Below are 17,708 nucleotides of genomic sequence, written 5' to 3' on the forward strand. Positions count from 1 at the left end.
TCAAACTGCCATGAAAAAAATTTGGTGTATCGCCTTGGCGTTACCGTTGGCCGGCTGCATGAACCACAATATGGACAGCACGCAGCCCAAATTAGCCATTACCTATCCGGCCGCTTATGTGGTCAATGGTGAAAGCAACTCCTTATCGGTTATAGACCTGTCCAGCCAGCAAGTCCGGGAAACCATCGTCTTGGGAAATCCTTCTATGAGTCACTCAGGCAGTGCTATGAGTGGCATGATCATGTGGCCCCATCATATTTCGCTTTCCCCCAACGGAAGCCGGCTAAGTATCGGGGTACCGGGCATGGATTTAAGCGGTGGTCACGCGGGAGGCATGGCCGGCATGAAAGGTCGCCTGGTCGTGCTGGACAGCCAGAACGGCGAAACGCTGAAGAACCAGGAGCTACCGGCGATGAATCACAATGCCGCTTTTTCTCCGGACGGCACGGAACTATGGACCACCAGCATGCAGGATGCGGGTAAAGTGCTGGTTTATGATGCCAACACCTATCAGCTAAAGAAAGAAATTCCTGTTGGCAAACAGCCGGCTGAAGTAACGTTTACCGCTGATGGCCAGTTCGCGTTTGTGGCCAATGGGGAAGAAAGCAGCGTAAGTGTGGTTCGGGTCACCGACAAAATAGTGGTCAAAACGATTCCGGTGGGAGAAGACCCCGTCGGAGCCTGGCCCGGCGCGGATGGTAAGATGTATGTCGATAACGAGAAAGGACAAAGCATTTCGGTTATCGACCCGGCCTCGCTTCGGGTGGTAGAAACCCTACCCCTTGGCTTCACACCCGGTTATGCCGCGTATAATTCCGTCACCAACGAGCTATGGGTGAGTCAGGCCGGCTCGGGTAATAAAGTAGTCATTTTTGGGCGGAGTGGAGGAGCTTGGCGCCAATCGGCCGAGATCGTGACCGGCCTGGATGCCCATGCTATCGCCTTTTCCAAAGATGGTCTAACGGCCTATGTGACCAACCAGGGAGCCGCTACCGTGTCCATCCTGGACACCAAGAACCGGACCAAGATTAAAGATGTGGCCGTGGGTAAAAAGCCTAACGGTATCGTATTGAAATTTTAAGTAGACACCTTATGAAGAAGAAAAATCATCAGTGGACTCTCGGCTTAGTTACCAGTTTGGTGTTCACTGGCTTTTCCGGGTTTGCTCAACTAAACCTACCGGAACCCAGTCCATCGGCTACCGTACAGCAGAAGATTGGCTTTACAGACGTAAAAATAAGCTACTCCCGCCCGGCCGTGAAAGGGAGAACGACCTTTGGGGGATTAGTACCCTGGGGAAAACTGTGGCGTACGGGAGCCTCGGAGGCGACCATTGTGACCTTCTCGGACCCTGTCACTATTGCCGGTAAACCGCTGCCGGCGGGCAGCTACTCGCTGTTTACCATTCCTGCTCCTCAGCAGTGGACGATCATCTTCAACAAGCATGTGGGTGGCCACGGCACCGATGGCTACGAAGAGAAAAACGATGTGCTGCGGTTCACTGTAAAGCAAGATTCGTCTTTGCGATTTTACGAAACCTTTACTATTGAGGTGCAGGATTTAGTACACAACCAGGCTAACCTCTACCTGAACTGGGCAAATACATCCGTACGTTTTCCGGTGGTGAGCAACGCCGATGAACGGATCACCGCGGAGATCGCGGACTGGATTAATGTCAAGAAGGAAAACAGCCCTAGTCTGTATTACCAGGCGGCCCTGTACTACTTTGATCAGCAGAAAGACACCCGGCAGGCCCTGGAGTGGGCCACCAAGGCGGTACAGCTAAAGCCCGCCTTCAACTACCTTCATCTGCAAGCCAAGTTGCTGGCCCAGTCGGGCCATTTTAAAGGAGCGATTGAGGCGGCTCGCCAATCCGCCCAGGCGGCTCAACAGGAGAAGTTTCTGGACTATGTAACGTTGAACAACCGGCTGATCGCCGAATGGGAGAAAAAGCTATAGGCCATGAAACCCGAAACTTCCGTCTATAAACCAGCCCTGCGGTGGAACGGCCTTACGCCGTTTTATGATCGCATAATGGCCCTCACCATGCGGGAATCTCGGTTTCGGACGATGTTGTTGGAGCCGCTCCGGCAACGGCAGCCCCGCCAGGTACTGGATGTAGGCTGCGGCACCGGTACGCAGGCATTACAACTTCGGGTGCTTTTTCCTGAGGCCTGTATTTTCGGTATGGATGGAGATGCCCGGGTGCTGGCGTTGGCCCGTCAGAAGCAGCTAGAGGCTCACCGCCCGGTGCTATTTGAGTATGGGCTGGCAACGGACTTACCGTACCCCAGCCAAAGCATGGATATCGTTACCTGTAGCCTGCTGCTCCACCACCTGTCGGACTCCGACAAACAGCAAACTATCCGGGAGATGCATCGGGTATTGAGGCCGGGCGGTGAGCTGGCGTTGGCGGATTGGGGAAAGCCGGCCAATGAGCTGATGCGGCTCTTATTTCTGGGTTTGCAGCTGTTCGATGGATTTGACACCACCCAGGCCCATGTGCAAGGGCGGCTGCCCAACCTGCTGTACGATAATGGTTTTAAAAAGATCTTTCCAACCGGCCAGGTGAATACCCTTTTCGGTACCCTGGCGATTTTTCATGCCATCCGATGAAACAGATACGCCTACGCTGGCTTCTGATACTTTTTCTGGTAACTATCCAAGTTGGTTTTGCGCATGATGACCATAAGAAAAAGAAAGCTCGCGCCAAGTCGGATTCCGCCCGGCTGGACTCCTTGCGGAGGGCAGCGTCAATAGGCACGGTAGCCGACAGCCTAAACATGGAACGGGTGCAGGAAATGGCTCCCATGCCGGCCCCGCTGGCGGATTATCCGACCTATCACCCGCTGGTGGTACACGCCCCGATTGCCTTGTTGATCCTGACGGCGTTGTTACAAGTAGTCGTGCTCATCAAACCCTCGGACCCACTCAACTGGCTCACCGTCGTGTTGGCCGCCGGGGGAACCGTGGGGGCTTACGTGGCCAGTACCCTCGTCCATCCGCATACCGATGGCCTGAGCGATGCCGCTCAACTTGCTCTGGAGTCCCACGAAGCGTACGCCTTCTATACCCAGTGGCTCGGCCTGGCCGGTACGCTGCTTAAAGCAGGGACGTTGTGGCGACCGGTGAAATGGCTGGAAGGGTTAGCAGCGGTAGCGCTGGTAGGTGCCGGGATTACCGTCGCCCTGGCGGGCCACCAGGGAGCAGCCTTAACGTACCAGTTTGGTATCGGTCCACGGGGTGCCTACCTGGAGCAGCACGAAGAAGGCCATGCCGACGGTAAATTACGCGAGCACAAACATCCGGAAACACCCTAGATGAGCATGAAGCGAAGCTGGCATTGGCGCATCCGGAAAACGCACCGCTATCTCGGTGTACTGATTGGCGTTCAGTTTCTGTTTTGGACGGTAGGCGGGCTTTACTTCAGCTGGTCGAATCTCGACGATATCCATGGCGATCCGATGAAACGTCCTCCTGGGGCATTACCGCTTCAGGGGGCGCTGGTATCGCCGTCGGTTCCGCTGGAGATCCTGCGTCGTCGGGCCGGTATTGATTCCATTATGGGCCTTCAGCTTATTGACGTGCTGGGACAGCCCATCTACCAATTGACTTACCGGACGCAGGATGGTCATGGCCATGCCAGAACGTACACGCAGTTAGCCGATGCCCGCACGGGGCAGTTACGCAACGAGTTGACTAAAGGGGAGGCGACTCGCCTGGCCCAACGGCGCTTTGCCGGATCATCCGCGGTGGAGCGGGTCGAGTATCTGATGGCGACAGACCCTCATCACGAGTACCGAGCCAAACCGCTGCCCGCCTATGCCGTTACCTTTCGGCAGCCCGCTCACGCCACGATTTATGTCGCGGCCCAGCTTGGCACCGTGCAGAGCATACGCACCGATCCGTGGCGAATGTTCGATTGGCTGTGGATGCTGCATACGATGGATTACCAGGGCCGTGACAACATCAACAACGGACTGCTCCGCGCTTTTTCGGGGTTGGGGCTGCTAACGATCCTGTCGGGCTTTGCCTTGTATTTTGTTTCCTCACCCCGGTTTAGGCGCCAACGGCCTAATTCCAGAAAACCTATTCCGAATCGACAATGAATCGACAGCACTTTTTAAAAACAGTGGGCTGGGGCGCGGTTGCTTCGCTGACGGGTACCGCCCTGCTGACGGGTTGCAATAACCATGATATGTCGGATATCGACATGATGCCGGATATGGAGGGTATGGGACCCGCCGTAAAGGAAACCCCATTCACAACGCCGCTTCGGTTTCCCGAAACAGTAACGGGAAGTGCCCAGTTGACCGCTAAATCAGGGACCGAAGCCATTTTGCCGGGCAAAAATGCCCGTGTACTGGGATACCGGAATGGTATTTTGGGACCCACCCTTCGGGTGCAAAGCGGTTCAGAGGTTACCTTCCGGTTTAGCAACAACCTCAGTGAAGACTCGAACATTCACTGGCATGGACTTTTAGTACCCGCCGAGATGGACGGACATCCCGCTCAGGTAGTGCGGGCGGGGGAGTCCTTTCCGTATACATTCCGAATCAATCAGGCCGCCAGCACGGCCTGGTACCATCCCCATCCGCACGAAAAAACCGCCCGGCAGGCCTACCTGGGTCTAGCCGGGATGATCATTGTGGAGACGCCTACCGAACGGGCGCTTAATCTACCGTCGGGAAGTTATGAACTTCCCCTGATCATTCAGGATAAACGGTTAGACGGTACAGGATCGCCCCAATACACACCCACCATGCAGGATGTAATGATGGGCTTTATGGGTGAAACCATTACCGTCAATGGCGTGGGGGGCGCTTTTCATCCCGTGGCAACGCGCATGTACCGGATGCGGGTCGTGAACGGCTCCAATGGACGTATCTATAATTTGGCGCTGAGCAACGAGGCTCCTTTCTGGGTTATCGGCACCGATGGTGGGCTTTTGCCCACCCCGGAAGCGGTTACTGCCCTGCTGCTATCACCCGGTGAGCGGGCCGACCTGCTGGTGGATTTCAGCAAACTACCGGTGGGTACGGAACTCTATCTGAAAAGTAATACGTTCCCCGGAGCTTCCGCCCAGGGAAAACAAGCGTTTAACATCCTCAAATTTAGGGTCGATAAAGCAGAGACGGATTCGTTTCAGATGCCCGCTTCGCTGGCAACGATAACCACCTTATCAACAGCAGCGGTCGCAAAGTCCCGTTCCTTCAGCATTGGCATGAACATGGGTAACATGAACATGGGTAACATGAAAGGCATGCATACCATCAACGGTAAGGTGTACAGCATGGACCGAATTGACGAAACTGTCAAACTGGGTGACACCGAGATTTGGGATTTCGATAACAAAGGTGATGAGCCGCACCCGATGCACCTGCACAGTACCTTTTTTCAGGTTTTGAGTCGCGTGGGAGGCCGTAATACCCTATTTGCCAATGAGAAGGGCTGGAAGGACACCGTCCTGGTCATGCCCGGTGAGCGGGTACGGGTCATCTGCCGGTTTGACAAGCCAGGACTATTTGTCGCTCATTGCCATAACCTCGAGCACGAGGACGATGGTATGATGCTCAACTTCCGAGTCAGCTAACGGCTGATTACCTGTGAATTCACTTAATTTTTTAATTAAACTAATCAATACAACCATGAAAATCACTCGTTTCGCGGCAGCGCTGGGTCTCTCGCTGGCTACGGTAGCTAGTACCTGGGCCCAAAACACCGCTCCTGCATTAACCACGTATTATGCCGTAAAAGATGCCCTGATCGCTACGGATGCCACCAAAGCAAAGACTCAGGCGGCCACGTTAACGGCTGCGCTAAACAAAGTTGATGCCGCTAAGCTGTCAGCGGCTGCCAAAAAAGCCTTGGCTACGGCTAAAGCCAAAGCGTCGGCCATCAGCAAAACCACCGATGTCGACCTACAGCGCGAGCAGTTTGAGGCGCTTTCCACCAACATGATTGCGCTGGCTAAGGCTACCAAACCCGCGAAGGCGTATGTGCAGTACTGCCCGATGGCTGCCGGCGGTAAAGGTGCCTCCTGGCTAAGTGACAAAAAGGAAGTCCGTAACCCCTATTATGGCGACAAAATGCTCAAGTGTGGGTCGGTGAAAGAAGAAATCTAAAGAAGGCCCCATTCGAAGGGTGGGGACGAAACACGCATAGCTTATGGCCATTCAGGAGCTTCACATTAAAAATATGGTTTGTGACCGCTGTGTGCGGGCAGTACGTCAGGAACTCGAACGACAGGGATACATCGTCCGTCAGGTTGAGTTGGGCCGGGCTACCGTGGAACGCAACCAGATTGAGCTGGCAGCTATTGAAGAAGGCCTGGAGGCACAGGGGTTTGAGCTGCTGACTGACCGGACGGCTCGTCTGGTTAATCAGATTAAAACGCTGATTATTGAACTCATTCAGAGTGGACAGGTGGCTAAATTGAACATTACCTTGTCCGAGTACTTATCCCAGCAGTTGAACATGGACTATGCCCATCTGAGCCACCTCTTCTCGACGACGGAACACCTGACCATTGAGCGGTTCTGGATTTTGCAGCGCATTGAACGGGCTAAGGAATTGCTAAGCTATCGCGAACTACCCATTCGGGAGATTGCCACTCAGTTAGGCTACAGTAGCTTATCTTACCTTTCCAATCAATTTAAACAGGTGACGGGTATGACGCCGGCCACATACCGCGACCTGAATGCGCCTGATCGGAACCCGCTGGACTGGATTTAACGCATTTATTGACTTGGAAAAGCAAGCGGCTGGTTAAGGGATCTGACCCAGCCGCTTTGTGTTTAGAAAGGTCGATTATCCTCAGACGGAGCATTCGTTTTCAGGCGGTTGTATTCCCTTTTTATGCCACTTAATATAGGTAGGTTTCATCATATTTATTTGCTACGGTGCCCGGACAGCACTACCCCTGGAGAGCCACAGCAACGGGAGCCTTTTTACGATTTTTTGGAAAACACCGGAACCACCCGGTGGAAAGGAGGAGTTACCGTTACCAACTTAGGCAATCTCTGGCATGACGACACAAAAATCTGTAAACTAGACCAAAAATTTTGTAAGTAAAATCCCGCTCTAATCAGGCATATTTGTTCCATGGACACGCATATAGTACGTGGGAATGTGGGCATGGTTACGGTAGCGGTGAGAGGACTGACCAACGCCGGGTTAATTCATCATGTCCGGCGGGAACTTGGGGACGCCGGGATTGAGGTGATAGGGATTTGCCCTGGCCACATTACCGTGAGCCAGCGAACGTTAGTAGCTGATTTGGAGGAGGTACTGGACGCCTAGGGAGTTGATGTGCTAGATGATTTTGACCAGCAGTTGAGTAGCCAGATTAAGCATTTAGTACAGGACACCTTGGAGCGACAATCTATGTCGTTACGAAGCTGTATCCAGCTCCTCTGCCAGCAAACAGGGTGTTCTGCCCAGCGGCTTAATCGATTATTTTTAGGCGTTGAAGGTATTACGTTGCGTCGCTATGTGCTCCAGCAACGGATAGATAAAGCCATTGAGCGGTTAGTCTACACCACCGATTCCGTTGGGGAGATTGCCCGGCAGACGGGTTATCACGATGAACATCACCTGGGAACACATTTAGTGGCGGAACGAGGTCTGCCACCCGATCATTTTCTGGCGTTACGGGCCGTTCGACATCAACCAAGTCCGTACCTGGTTACTATGTCGCAGGATACGGTACCCCTGATTGTCCATTCCAAATGTCAATAAAGGTTCTCAGGAAGGGATTCAGTACAGCCGGGTGAATTCCACCGTTGTGGCCCTCAGCCAAGTGGCCAGTGCCCAAGAGTCCCCAATCGGCTATTCATAAGGACACATCGACAAAAGCACGGAGGGTTAATCGTCGGTAGCGGAGTAAACCCACTAGGTGGGCTACCGGTTAATCAGGCTTGTTATCCAGACCACCTACCCAACCGATTCAATTAGTTACCATCTCTACCGCGCTTAGGCACATTCATCGTGAAGGGTATAAACTTATCCTGATTACCGCTGTAGTATTGCTGATATTCAATGTGATCGGTTATTTGTACTGGTTTCCGAATACGTCAACGACCATTCTTTCCCTGGTCATCAGCCTACTTCTTTTTGGCTTGATTGTGCAGTTTTTCCGTGTGCCGCACCGGACCCTGTCCCGGCATAACAAGCAGGTGATTGCCCCGGCTGACGGCACCGGGGTGGTTATTGAAGAAACTACCGAAAGCGAGTATTTCAACAGCCGGCGGCGGCAGGTTTCTATCTTCATGTCGCCGCTGAATGTGCATGTTAATTTCCATCCTATAACGGGCACGGTTCGGTACTTCCGGTATTTTCCGGGCAAGTACCTGGTGGCCTGGCATCCCAAATCCAGCACCGAAAATGAGCGAACCACCATTGTGCTGCAATTGGCTAATGGTATAGAGGTGCTGCTGCGCCAGATTGCCGGGGCTGTGGCCCGCCGGATTGTCTGGTACGTCAAAGAAGGGCAAGCCGTAGAGCAGGGAGCCGAACTGGGTTTTATCAAGTTCGGTTCCCGCATCGATGTGTTCCTGCCGTTGGATGCAGTCATTAAGGTTCAAATCGGGGAGAAAACCCAGGGAGGGGTAACCGTACTGGCGGAATTGCCGGAGGCCTCTTGGACAAACAACCCGAATCGATAGGGGCCACCGCAACGAGGGGTAAGTGGATCGCTGTACGTAGTAGGCTATAGATTTTACAAGCCTTCTCCGAAATTGTGTAACAGACGAATCCCACCTGGCGGTGATCTTTGTCCTAAATTATCCCGTAAAAAATGAACATCATGGAAACGACAACACAATCTCCGATTCGGCTTAAAACCAATATTAAGTGTGGTGGCTGCATTGCTACCGTTACCCCCTTTTTAAACGAAGCAGTGGGCCCGGACAACTGGCGGGTGGACACGGCCAGTCCGGATAAGGTCCTCACCGTAGAGGCAACTGATGTTTCACCGGAACAAGTGCAGCAGGCGGTTCAGCGGGCGGGGTATAAAGCCGAGCGATTAAGCTAATTACCTCCATAAACCAGCCTTCAGCAACCAAGTTTGGCTCTGTGCTGGAGGCTGGTTTATGTTTGTTTTGCCCTTTGACGAGAAGGATCCACTATTATTTTACAATAAATCCACCTGAATTTTATAACTGCTTCCTAGTATTATAATCTTAATTTTGTACTTCTTCAATTCTGCTTTAAACAGCCATTGGTGCGGATAATCAAGAACATAGCACTGGTAAGTTGGGTACTCTGGCTAACGGTGGTACTCTCAGGCTTTCGGTTGCCTGACAGTGAGCACTGTCAGGAGCATACTGCAAAAACCTCTACCTGTTGCTGCCCGAGGCCTTCCCATTCTGGGGCCGCCCACGAAAAACCGGCTTCAGATGCTATGTGCCCGTTGGCCGCCTGTTCGTCCAATACAATTCTAGTCAACACCGCCCCGGTCAAAACAATAGTGGCCCCCTCGGAAGACCTGGGTACCTCCTCCCTTCCTGTAGGGCTGTACCATCGGTGGCTTTGGTCTTATCTGGTGGCTGTTCATCAAGTAGGTAATAGACTCGTTCATACCTACGCTTCTTTTCCCTTCGAGCGCGATCTCTTCCTGCGTCTGCGCGTGCTGCTTATCTGATGTTTATGCTGGCTGGTTAATAAGGTAGGCTTCTCGACAGAGGATGGCCTTTTTACGCCATTTTATTCGCCGGAGAGTTACTCCCGTATAAGCAATATCTAAAACAGTTCATAAAATCTTTTTCTAATGATTGAGAGCCTAATCAAATTCTCAATTCGTAACCGCTTTCTGGTCCTACTGATCGCCGCCGGCTTGTTCGGCTGGGGTGTTTATTCGGTGAGGACCGGCAAGATTGACGCGATACCCGATCTCTCGGAGAATCAGGTCATCGTCTTTACCGAATGGATGGGACGTAGTCCACAACTCATTGAAGACCAGATCACCTACCCGTTGGTGACCAACCTTCAGGGGTTGCCCCAGGTAAAATACGTCCGGGGTACGTCGATGTTCGGTATGAGCTTTGTCTATGTTATCTTCAACGACGACACAGAGGTCTATTGGGCCAGAGAGCGGGTGCTGGAGCGACTCAACTACGCGGCCCGGCTGCTGCCGGATGGGGTTTCGCCGACGCTGGGTCCCGACGGCACCGGCGTGGGACACATCCTTTGGTACACCCTCGATGCACCCGGCTTAGACCTCGGTGAGCAGCGGGCCATTCAGGATTGGTACGTCAAATTTGGGTTGCAGAACGTTGCAGGTGTAGCGGAGATTGCCTCTTTTGGCGGCTTTCAGAAACAGTACCAAGTTACGCTGGACCCCAATAAATTGACCTACTACGGACTGTCCGTGCCCCAGGTAATTGGAGCCATTCGCGCCAACAACAACGAAGCCGGCGGACGAAAGTTCGAACTGAGTGGCATCGGTTACATCATTAAAACGACAGGCTATCTGCAATCCGTCGAGCAGATTGGGAATATTCCCCTTCAAACGATTAACAGTGTACCTATACGGGTGACCGACGTAGCCACCGTGCAGATGACAGGTGAAACCCGGCTGGGCATATTTGACCTTAATGGGCAGGGTGAAGCGGTTGGTGGCATTGTCGTGATGCGCTACGGCGAAAATGCCGATGAGGTCATCGGTAATGTAAAGAAGAAGATGGAAGAGGTAGCCAGGGGCCTACCCGAAGGAGTCAAATTCAATATTGTTTACGACCGCAGTGGCCTGATTCAGGAATCAGTAGCGTCCATTCAGCATACGTTACTCGAGGAGATGATTGTCGTTTCACTGGTCGTGCTTGTATTTCTGCTGCACTGGCGGAGTGCTATCAGTATCATTATTCAAATTCCGATTACCATCGCCACCAGCTTTATATTGCTCAATGCCTTTGGAATTTCTTCTAACATTATGTCGCTGACAGGGATTGCGCTAGCCATTGGCGTCATTGTCGACAACGGGATTATCATGGCCGAAAATGCCTATAAGAACTTAGCGACCCGTCAAGCTGAATTAACCGCCACACGTCCGGCGAACGACGGGCTTGGGCAAACCGGAGACCCGGTCGGTGCCAATGGCAAGTTGGGGCCTAACCACGGCAACAAACAACCAAAACACACCAGCGAACAAACATAAATCGCCTGCTAACTACGCCAATAAGCCAAACGTATGTGGAAAAAAATCAAAAGGTTCTTCGGGTATGGACCCAAAAATTATGTGGAGATTCCCGATGAAGAACGGATCGCCATTATAGAGCGGTCGAGTATTCAGGTCTCACGGGGGGTGTTTTATTCAACGGTAATCATTATCACCTCTTTCCTTCCGGTGTTTTTGCTGACCGGACAAGAGGGCAAGCTGTTTCACCCGCTGGCCTGGACCAAAACGTTCATCCTGCTGGTTGACGCGCTGCTGGTGGTGACCTTGGCTCCGGTGATGCTATCCTTATTTATGAAAGGCCGCTTCAAGGACGAACAGGCTAACCCCATTAACCGGGTACTGGAGCGGCTTTATGAACCCATAATCCGGTGGGTCATGCGCTGGCGTAAAACCACCTTTGGCATCAACCTGCTGGCACTGGCTATTAGTGTGCCTATGTTGTTGAGTCTGGGCTCGGAGTTCATGCCGCCCCTGGACGAGCAGTCCATTCTGTTCATGCCGGTCACGCTACCCGACGTTTCCAACGCCGAAGCCAAGCGTATCCTGCAGGTGCAGGATAAGCTTATCAAGTCGGTACCGGAAGTTGAGAAAGTATTAGGTAAAGCGGGCCGGGCCAGCACCGCCACCGATAACTCCCCCATCAGCATGATTGAGACCATTATTATGCTAAAGCCAAAGTCGGAGTGGCGGGAAGGACTAACCAAAAAAGATATCATCAACGAATTGGATGCCAAACTACAGATTCCCGGCGTCGTTAACGGCTGGACGCAGCCCATCATCAACCGCATTAACATGCTGGCCACGGGCATCCGTACCGATGTCGGCATCAAGGTGCATGGTCAGTCGCTCGACAGCATCTACGCCGTCTCTGAAAAGGTGAAGGCAGCCCTGGAAGGTGTACCCGGCGTCAAAGACCTCTATGTGGAGCCGGTAACGGGTGGTAAGTACCTGACGGTGGATGTGAACCGGGACGCCCTGGGCCGGTATGGGTTAAGCGTAGAGGATGTTAATGGTGTAGTGGAGTCGGCCATCGGAGGCTCGCCCATTGGACAGACCATTGAAGGACGTCGACGGTTTTCCATCAACGTCCGGCTGGCGCAGGATTACCGCAACAGTGTGGAACGCATCCGGCGTATTCCCCTTCAAACCGGCAGTTTCGGTACGGTCCCGCTGTCGGCGGTAGCCACCATTAAATTTGAAGACGGTCCTCCGATGATCTCCTCGGACAATGCCCTGCTGCGCGGGGCGGTCATGTTCAACGTGCGCGACCGCGATCTGGGGAGCACCGTTGAGGAGGCAATCGATAAGGTAGGTCGGGAGCTAAAGCTACCGAATGGCTATTTTTTGGAATGGAGCGGCCAGTATGAGAATCTCATTCGGGGCAAACGAACGCTGCTGTTAATCGCCCCAATTGTGCTGGTGATCATTTTTCTTTCGTTGTATTTAGCCTTTCACTCCGCCCGCGAAGCGTTTCTAAGCCTGATCACCATACCCTTTGCCCTTATTGGCGGAGCATACATGGTGTATTTCTACGGGGTGAACTTATCGGTAGCCGTCGCGGTAGGTTTCATCGCGCTCTTCGGCATTGCCGTCGAAACAGGTGTGGTCATGGTTATTTACCTCAACGACGCCATGAAGCAATTGGTGGAAAAGCGGGGTAACTCACGAGAGACCATCAGCCGGGAAGAGTTACAAGAATACGTCGTTAACGGGGCAACCAAGCGGTTGCGGCCCAAAATCATGACCGTGTCGGTGGCCTTATTCGGGCTGGTGCCTGTGTTATGGGCATCGGGCGTAGGTAGTGATGTGATGTTGCCCATTGTCCTGCCGATGATTGGTGGCGTACTCACGTCTTCCACCCATATTTTGCTGGTGACACCTTTAATTTTCTTAATGACAAAAGAATATGAACTCAAGCGATTTGGGAAACTGGATGTGCTGGAAGCGTCGCATTAATTGGCTGCTGATGGCATTGCTGTTGACTCACCTTGGTTATGGTCAGGCGCGACCCGGTCAGGCGCGACCCGGCCAACCCAGACCGGGTCAGCTTAGCGTGGATTCCTCCTCCGCAACCGCCAAGTCACCTACCAGCCTCACTGGCTCCGTTCGAGCGACCCCCACCGCTCCTTTGGGGCGGGTGCTGACCTTAGACAGTGTACTGGCCCAGATTAATCAAAATAACCCCCTACTGAAACCCTTCGGCAGCCGGGCGGCAGCCGCCCGGGCCTATGCAGAAGGGGCACGGAGTTGGATGGCTCCCATGGTAGGCCTGGGAACGTTTATGGCCCCTTACCCCCTGCAGATGGTGATGGACGAGCGGGACCGGGGCTATGGCATGGTGTCGGTTGAGCAGGACATTCCCAATCCATTTAAACAGCGGGCAACGCAGGTTTATCAACAATCCAAAGCGGCCGTGGAGGAAGCCGGACGGGGTGTGACGCTTAACCGGTTGCGCTCCGACGCCAAGCAACTCTACTTCGATTGGCTGGTGCTGGAAAAACGACGCCGGGTACTGGCTGAAAACCGGCGTATCCTGCAGCTGATGAAGAAGTTAGCTGATATCCGCTACCCCTACCAGCAAGGTAGCTTAGGCAACGTCTACAAGGCCGAAGGACGGCTTTATGAGCTGGACAATATGGTGATCATGACGGACGCTGAGATCGACAGAAAACGCATTGGCTTGAACACGCTGATGAACCGGCCGACGACCGAAGTGTTTGGGATTGACACAACCTATCGTCCGGTGGAAGCAGTACAGCCCGTACCGACGACCGACGAGTTGGCTCGTCACCGATCCGATATTTTACGGATGGACCGGCAGATTCTCAGTATGCAGGCCGGTATTGAAGCCCAGAAAGCCCAGACCAGGCCCGACTTCCGCGTCCGCTTCGACCATATGCAGCCCTTCGCCGGTACGAAAAGCATGATGCCGACCCAGTTTACATTGATGGGCATGATCTCGATTCCCATTGTGCCCTGGGCTTCACGCATGTACAAAGCCGAAATTAAAGGCATGCAGCAGGACATCGAGGCTATGCGATATGAACGAGAAGGTATGCTCAACGAAACCCAGGGTATGGTGGCTCAGATGCTAACCGATCTTCGGGCGGTACAGGCTCAGTTAGACAATTACGAACGCCGGGTGATCCCTACCCTACGTAAAAGTTACGATACCCAGCTTATTGCCTACGAACAGAACAAAAGCGAACTGCCCGTGGTCATCGATGCCTGGGAAACGCTGAATATGACCCAGATGGATTACCTAACCCGCCTGCAGGATTACTACCGCATGCTTGTGACCTATGAAAAAGAACTGGAAAAGTAAAGAGGGGGGCTGCCTACTAGCAGGAGTCTGGCTGCTCCTGCTGCTGGCAGGACTTGGTGCGTGTAGGCAGGGAAAGGAAGAAACTCATCAGCACGCACAAGGCGACGTTTGGACTTGTCCCATGCACCCGCAGATAATTCAGGACCAACCCGGTGCCTGTCCTATCTGCGGCATGGACTTAGTTAAAAAAAATCATGCCGCCGGGGATAGTCTGGCGGCCACTGCCGAGTTGAAGGCCCTGCTAGAACCTACTAACACTGTGGTGGTAGCGAACATTGCCACGGTACAACCACAGCGCCGCAGTGAATCCATTCAGTTGCAGGCCTCGGGGATCGTTACCTACGACACCCGCCGGTTGTACACCATTCCCGCCCGGTTTGGCGGTCGCATCGAGAAAATGTACGTTCGTTACGCATATCAGCCAATTCGCAAAGGGCAGAAGCTGCTTGAACTTTACAGTCCTGACCTTGTCACGGCCCAGCGGGAATTCCTGTATCTGCTCAGCGCCGATGCGGGTAATGCCGCCCTCATTACCGCTGCCAAACAGAAACTTCGGTTGCTGGGGGTCACCGACAGCCAGCTTGCAGACCTCGCCCGCAGCGGCAAGCCCAGCTACTCCCTGGCGGTGTTTAGCCCCTATAATGGCTACATCGCTAATGAGTCGGCTGGCGCGCCGACCGCTGTCACGCCGGCTGGTACCGGAATGGGGGGAGGTGGCATGAACCTGGGAGGCGAATCAGCCGGCATGGGAAGCAGCATGAGCAGTGGAGGAACGGCTTCCGGCGTAGATGAGATTACGTTTTCTCCGCCGGCCCCTTCTCCTGGAGGTGAGCCAGCCGCTGGGTCGTTGCTGCTCCGGGAGGGTCAGTACGTACAGACCGGACAAACCCTGTTCCGGGTTGTAAACCCCAGCCGTTTATGGGCCGAGTTCCGCCTCTACGCCCGTGACGCGGCCCACATCCGGCCAGGCGACGGGCTCACCATCCGGTTCGATCAGACGAACCAGCCCCCGCTACCGGCTAAGGTGAGTTTCGTCGTTCCGTTCCTTGAAAACGGGAGCCAGTTTGTAACCATCCGGGCTTATTTACCGGGAAATCGCGCTGTGCGGGTTGGTCAACTAGCGCGCGCCGTCATTCGCCGGTCTCGTGTAGAAGGGCTTTGGATACCTGCTACCGCCGTTCTGGATCTAGGTAACGAGCAGGTAGCCTTTGTGCAACAGCAACCATCCGGCGTAGGAACATCGGGCATATTCCGGCCCGTACGGGTCCAGACAGGTGCGCAAGCTGATGGGTACGTGTCGGTTACGGGAGGGTTGACTTCGGAGCAGGTTATTGCCCGCAATGCCCAGTTTTTAATAGACAGTGAAAGTTTTGTTAACCCAGGAGCCCCCAAGCAAGAACCATGATTAAACAATGGATATACGGCTCTGCTGCTCTGCTGGTCATGCTCAATGCAGCTTGCCAGTCGGGAGACAGGGCCTCGACTACTTCCAAGGGTACCGATACTAGTCAGGTTGCCCTCGATGATCACCAGCATAATCAGGACCCGGACCAATCCGGAGGTACCACGTACACCTGCCCCATGCATCCTCAGATTGTACAAAGTGCGCCGGGTACTTGCCCTATTTGCAGCATGGACTTGGTGCCCGTAGCCAAAACCGGAGCAAAAGCGACGGAAATCATGCTGAGTGAAAGCCAGATGCAACTCGCCAATGTGAGGGTACAACCCGTAGCTAGGGGCAGCATTGGCAACAGTACCGTCTTAAACGCCCGTTTGGCGGCTAATCAGGAGCAGACCGAGGTGATCAGCAGCCGCGTAGCCGGACGTATCGAGCGGTTGTACGTTAAAGAAACCGGCCAGCGCATTCGCCGGGGGCAGGTGCTTTACGAAATCTACAGCGAACCGCTGCTAACTCAGCAACAGGAATACTTACTAACACTGCGGCAAGCCGAAGAACTGAAGGAGCCGCGCTATGAGGAGATTCGACGGGCGGCCGAGCAGAAGCTTCGCCTTTACGGCATGACGGGTGATCAGATTGCTCAATTGGCCCGCAGTCGTACGGTGCAAACCCGGATTCCATTTGTGGCTCCGGCCGGGGGGACGGTTATGGAAATTGCCGTCAGTGAAGGCCAATATGTAGGTGAGGGCGCGTTGCTCTACCGGCTGATCAATCTTGGTCAACTTTGGGTGGAGGCCGAATTGTACGCCGGAGAAGCGCGTTACGTGAAGGTCGGCGACAAAGTACCCGTGCAAGTCGTAGGCCACGAAGGTGAACCACCTCTCAGCGCTCAGGTAACGTTCATTAATCCGGAGTACCGGGCAGGCAGTCAGGTGCTGGTGATGCGCGCGGTAGTGGCTAATCCGGGGGGGCGGTTCCAGCCAGGTCAGCAGGCGCGGGTGAGGCTCCGGCACGGTGTACAGCGTGAATTAACTTTGCCGGTCGATGCGGTGGTGCGGGGGGGAGAAGGGGCCGTGGTATTTGTGCAGACGGGACAAGGGACGTTCCAACCGCGTCGGGTGCAAACCGGCACCGAAACGGATCAGCAGGTCGCTATTACGAAAGGCCTCAATGGCGACGAAACCATTGCTATGTCAGGAGCGTACCTGCTGTATAGCGAGTTGATCCTAAAGAAGGGCGTTAATCCCATTACGGCAAATTTGGAAGAAGAGGGTCAACCTCCAGCATTGCCAGCGAGCAACCCCACACCAGTAGCAGAGGCGACCCCACCTGCCCAAACCCATAACGTACCTGATCCATTCAAAAAACAGCTGACGAGCGTGTACGAAGCTTCCCTGGTCTTAACCGAGGCTTTCGTGGCTTCGAATGCGACACAGACTAAAACGGCTGCAAAAGAAGTTGAAAAGGCCCTGACAGCGGTGGACATGAAGCAGTTGGCTGGTCAGGCGCACACCGTATGGATGTCCCACCTAAAGGCTATGCATTCGGCCCTGGTGGCGATTCGGAACGAGGGTGAGCTGGAAAAGCAACGAGCCGCCTTTGCCCGGTTCCAGGAAGGGTTATATCAAAGCGTCAAGACGTTTGGCCTGACCGACAAACCGGTATACCGGCAGTTCTGTCCTATGGCCCAGAATAATAAAGGAGGGTATTGGCTCAGCGATAAAAAGCCCATTCGCAACCCTTATTTCGGTGAACAGATGCTGACATGTGGGGAAACAAAGGAGACCATAAATTAAGTAAAGTAGTGG

18 protein-coding genes are annotated in these 17,708 nt (G+C 53.7%); all 18 read left to right on the forward strand.

Annotation, left to right across the window (positions count from 1 at the left end):
• Nucleotides 1–10 precede the first annotated feature (10 nt).
• Complete coding sequence (locus ABD949_RS22765; RefSeq protein ID WP_345247311.1) at nucleotides 11–1,081, forward strand: YncE family protein; 1,071 nt, start codon at nucleotides 11–13, stop codon at nucleotides 1,079–1,081.
• An 11-nt stretch (nucleotides 1,082–1,092) separates the two neighbouring features.
• Nucleotides 1,093–1,959 (forward strand): DUF2911 domain-containing protein, encoded by an 867-nt coding sequence (locus ABD949_RS22770; protein WP_345247312.1) that lies wholly within the window; start codon nucleotides 1,093–1,095, stop codon nucleotides 1,957–1,959.
• Nucleotides 1,960–1,962: 3 nt separating this feature from the next.
• Nucleotides 1,963–2,616 (forward strand): class I SAM-dependent methyltransferase, encoded by a 654-nt coding sequence (locus ABD949_RS22775; protein ID WP_345247313.1) that lies wholly within the window; start codon nucleotides 1,963–1,965, stop codon nucleotides 2,614–2,616.
• Nucleotides 2,613–3,320, forward strand: coding sequence for a DUF2231 domain-containing protein (locus ABD949_RS22780; RefSeq protein WP_345247314.1), 708 nt, complete (start codon nucleotides 2,613–2,615; stop codon nucleotides 3,318–3,320). Before ABD949_RS22775 ends, ABD949_RS22780 begins: the two co-directional genes overlap by 4 nt.
• A gap of 6 nt (nucleotides 3,321–3,326) precedes the next feature.
• The gene (locus tag ABD949_RS22785; RefSeq protein WP_345247315.1) at nucleotides 3,327–4,109 is read left to right on the forward strand and encodes a hypothetical protein; all 783 of its coding nucleotides are present in this window, start codon (nucleotides 3,327–3,329) and stop codon (nucleotides 4,107–4,109) included.
• The gene (locus tag ABD949_RS22790) at nucleotides 4,106–5,593 is read left to right on the forward strand and encodes a multicopper oxidase family protein (protein ID WP_345247316.1); all 1,488 of its coding nucleotides are present in this window, start codon (nucleotides 4,106–4,108) and stop codon (nucleotides 5,591–5,593) included. Before ABD949_RS22785 ends, ABD949_RS22790 begins: the two co-directional genes overlap by 4 nt.
• A 55-nt stretch (nucleotides 5,594–5,648) precedes the next feature.
• Complete coding sequence (locus tag ABD949_RS22795) at nucleotides 5,649–6,125, forward strand: DUF3347 domain-containing protein (RefSeq protein WP_345247317.1); 477 nt, start codon at nucleotides 5,649–5,651, stop codon at nucleotides 6,123–6,125.
• Nucleotides 6,126–6,168: 43 nt separating this feature from the next.
• Nucleotides 6,169–6,735: an AraC family transcriptional regulator gene (locus tag ABD949_RS22800; RefSeq protein WP_345247319.1), complete on the forward strand. Its 567-nt coding sequence runs from the start codon at nucleotides 6,169–6,171 to the stop codon at nucleotides 6,733–6,735.
• A 369-nt stretch (nucleotides 6,736–7,104) separates the two neighbouring features.
• Nucleotides 7,105–7,302, forward strand: a complete 198-nt coding sequence (locus tag ABD949_RS22805; protein ID WP_345247320.1) for a hypothetical protein — start codon at nucleotides 7,105–7,107, stop codon at nucleotides 7,300–7,302.
• 84 nt (nucleotides 7,303–7,386) lie between these two features.
• Nucleotides 7,387–7,740 carry a helix-turn-helix domain-containing protein gene (locus tag ABD949_RS22810; RefSeq protein ID WP_345247321.1) on the forward strand — a complete coding sequence of 118 codons (354 nt, stop codon included), beginning with the start codon at nucleotides 7,387–7,389 and terminating at the stop codon, nucleotides 7,738–7,740.
• 242 nt (nucleotides 7,741–7,982) lie between these two features.
• On the forward strand, nucleotides 7,983–8,666 hold the full coding sequence (locus ABD949_RS22815) for a phosphatidylserine decarboxylase family protein (protein ID WP_345247374.1): 684 nt from the start codon (nucleotides 7,983–7,985) through the stop codon (nucleotides 8,664–8,666).
• A gap of 140 nt (nucleotides 8,667–8,806) precedes the next feature.
• A complete protein-coding gene (locus ABD949_RS22820) occupies nucleotides 8,807–9,034 on the forward strand; it encodes a heavy-metal-associated domain-containing protein (RefSeq protein WP_345247322.1) in 228 nt (75 codons plus the stop codon).
• A gap of 369 nt (nucleotides 9,035–9,403) precedes the next feature.
• The gene (locus ABD949_RS22825) at nucleotides 9,404–9,643 is read left to right on the forward strand and encodes a hypothetical protein (protein WP_345247324.1); all 240 of its coding nucleotides are present in this window, start codon (nucleotides 9,404–9,406) and stop codon (nucleotides 9,641–9,643) included.
• 126 nt (nucleotides 9,644–9,769) lie between these two features.
• On the forward strand, nucleotides 9,770–11,155 hold the full coding sequence (locus ABD949_RS22830) for an efflux RND transporter permease subunit (RefSeq protein WP_345247325.1): 1,386 nt from the start codon (nucleotides 9,770–9,772) through the stop codon (nucleotides 11,153–11,155).
• A 33-nt stretch (nucleotides 11,156–11,188) separates the two neighbouring features.
• Entirely contained in the window at nucleotides 11,189–13,132 is a 1,944-nt protein-coding gene (locus ABD949_RS22835) for an efflux RND transporter permease subunit (RefSeq protein ID WP_345247326.1), read from the forward strand.
• Nucleotides 13,083–14,501 (forward strand): TolC family protein, encoded by a 1,419-nt coding sequence (locus ABD949_RS22840; RefSeq protein ID WP_345247327.1) that lies wholly within the window; start codon nucleotides 13,083–13,085, stop codon nucleotides 14,499–14,501. The genes ABD949_RS22835 and ABD949_RS22840 overlap by 50 nt, the downstream gene beginning before the upstream one ends.
• Nucleotides 14,479–15,906: a heavy metal-binding domain-containing protein gene (locus ABD949_RS22845; RefSeq protein ID WP_345247328.1), complete on the forward strand. Its 1,428-nt coding sequence runs from the start codon at nucleotides 14,479–14,481 to the stop codon at nucleotides 15,904–15,906. The genes ABD949_RS22840 and ABD949_RS22845 overlap by 23 nt, the downstream gene beginning before the upstream one ends.
• Nucleotides 15,903–17,696: an efflux RND transporter periplasmic adaptor subunit gene (locus ABD949_RS22850; protein WP_345247330.1), complete on the forward strand. Its 1,794-nt coding sequence runs from the start codon at nucleotides 15,903–15,905 to the stop codon at nucleotides 17,694–17,696. The genes ABD949_RS22845 and ABD949_RS22850 overlap by 4 nt, the downstream gene beginning before the upstream one ends.
• Nucleotides 17,697–17,708 lie beyond the last annotated feature (12 nt).

The organism is Nibrella saemangeumensis (assembly GCF_039541915.1).
Taxonomy (GTDB): Bacteria; Bacteroidota; Bacteroidia; order Cytophagales; family Spirosomataceae; genus Nibrella; species Nibrella saemangeumensis.

Excerpts from the sequence above, each read along its gene's own strand:
- ABD949_RS22820 (WP_345247322.1), top strand. The coding sequence starts at position 8,807 with ATGGAAACGACAACACAATCTCCGATTCGGCTTAAAACCAATATTAAG.
- ABD949_RS22840 (WP_345247327.1), top strand. The coding sequence starts at position 13,083 with ATGAACTCAAGCGATTTGGGAAACTGGATGTGCTGGAAGCGTCGCATT.
- ABD949_RS22845 (WP_345247328.1), top strand. The coding sequence starts at position 14,479 with ATGAAAAAGAACTGGAAAAGTAAAGAGGGGGGCTGCCTACTAGCAGGA.
- ABD949_RS22790 (WP_345247316.1), top strand. The coding sequence starts at position 4,106 with ATGAATCGACAGCACTTTTTAAAAACAGTGGGCTGGGGCGCGGTTGCT.
- ABD949_RS22780 (WP_345247314.1), top strand. The coding sequence starts at position 2,613 with ATGAAACAGATACGCCTACGCTGGCTTCTGATACTTTTTCTGGTAACT.
- ABD949_RS22830 (WP_345247325.1), top strand. The coding sequence starts at position 9,770 with ATGATTGAGAGCCTAATCAAATTCTCAATTCGTAACCGCTTTCTGGTC.
- ABD949_RS22835 (WP_345247326.1), top strand. The coding sequence starts at position 11,189 with ATGTGGAAAAAAATCAAAAGGTTCTTCGGGTATGGACCCAAAAATTAT.
- ABD949_RS22825 (WP_345247324.1), top strand. The coding sequence starts at position 9,404 with ATGTGCCCGTTGGCCGCCTGTTCGTCCAATACAATTCTAGTCAACACC.
- ABD949_RS22775 (WP_345247313.1), top strand. The coding sequence starts at position 1,963 with ATGAAACCCGAAACTTCCGTCTATAAACCAGCCCTGCGGTGGAACGGC.
- ABD949_RS22805 (WP_345247320.1), top strand. The coding sequence starts at position 7,105 with ATGGACACGCATATAGTACGTGGGAATGTGGGCATGGTTACGGTAGCG.
- ABD949_RS22765 (WP_345247311.1), top strand. The coding sequence starts at position 11 with ATGAAAAAAATTTGGTGTATCGCCTTGGCGTTACCGTTGGCCGGCTGC.
- ABD949_RS22795 (WP_345247317.1), top strand. The coding sequence starts at position 5,649 with ATGAAAATCACTCGTTTCGCGGCAGCGCTGGGTCTCTCGCTGGCTACG.
- ABD949_RS22850 (WP_345247330.1), top strand. The coding sequence starts at position 15,903 with ATGATTAAACAATGGATATACGGCTCTGCTGCTCTGCTGGTCATGCTC.
- ABD949_RS22770 (WP_345247312.1), top strand. The coding sequence starts at position 1,093 with ATGAAGAAGAAAAATCATCAGTGGACTCTCGGCTTAGTTACCAGTTTG.
- ABD949_RS22800 (WP_345247319.1), top strand. The coding sequence starts at position 6,169 with ATGGCCATTCAGGAGCTTCACATTAAAAATATGGTTTGTGACCGCTGT.
- ABD949_RS22810 (WP_345247321.1), top strand. The coding sequence starts at position 7,387 with ATGTCGTTACGAAGCTGTATCCAGCTCCTCTGCCAGCAAACAGGGTGT.
- ABD949_RS22785 (WP_345247315.1), top strand. The coding sequence starts at position 3,327 with ATGAAGCGAAGCTGGCATTGGCGCATCCGGAAAACGCACCGCTATCTC.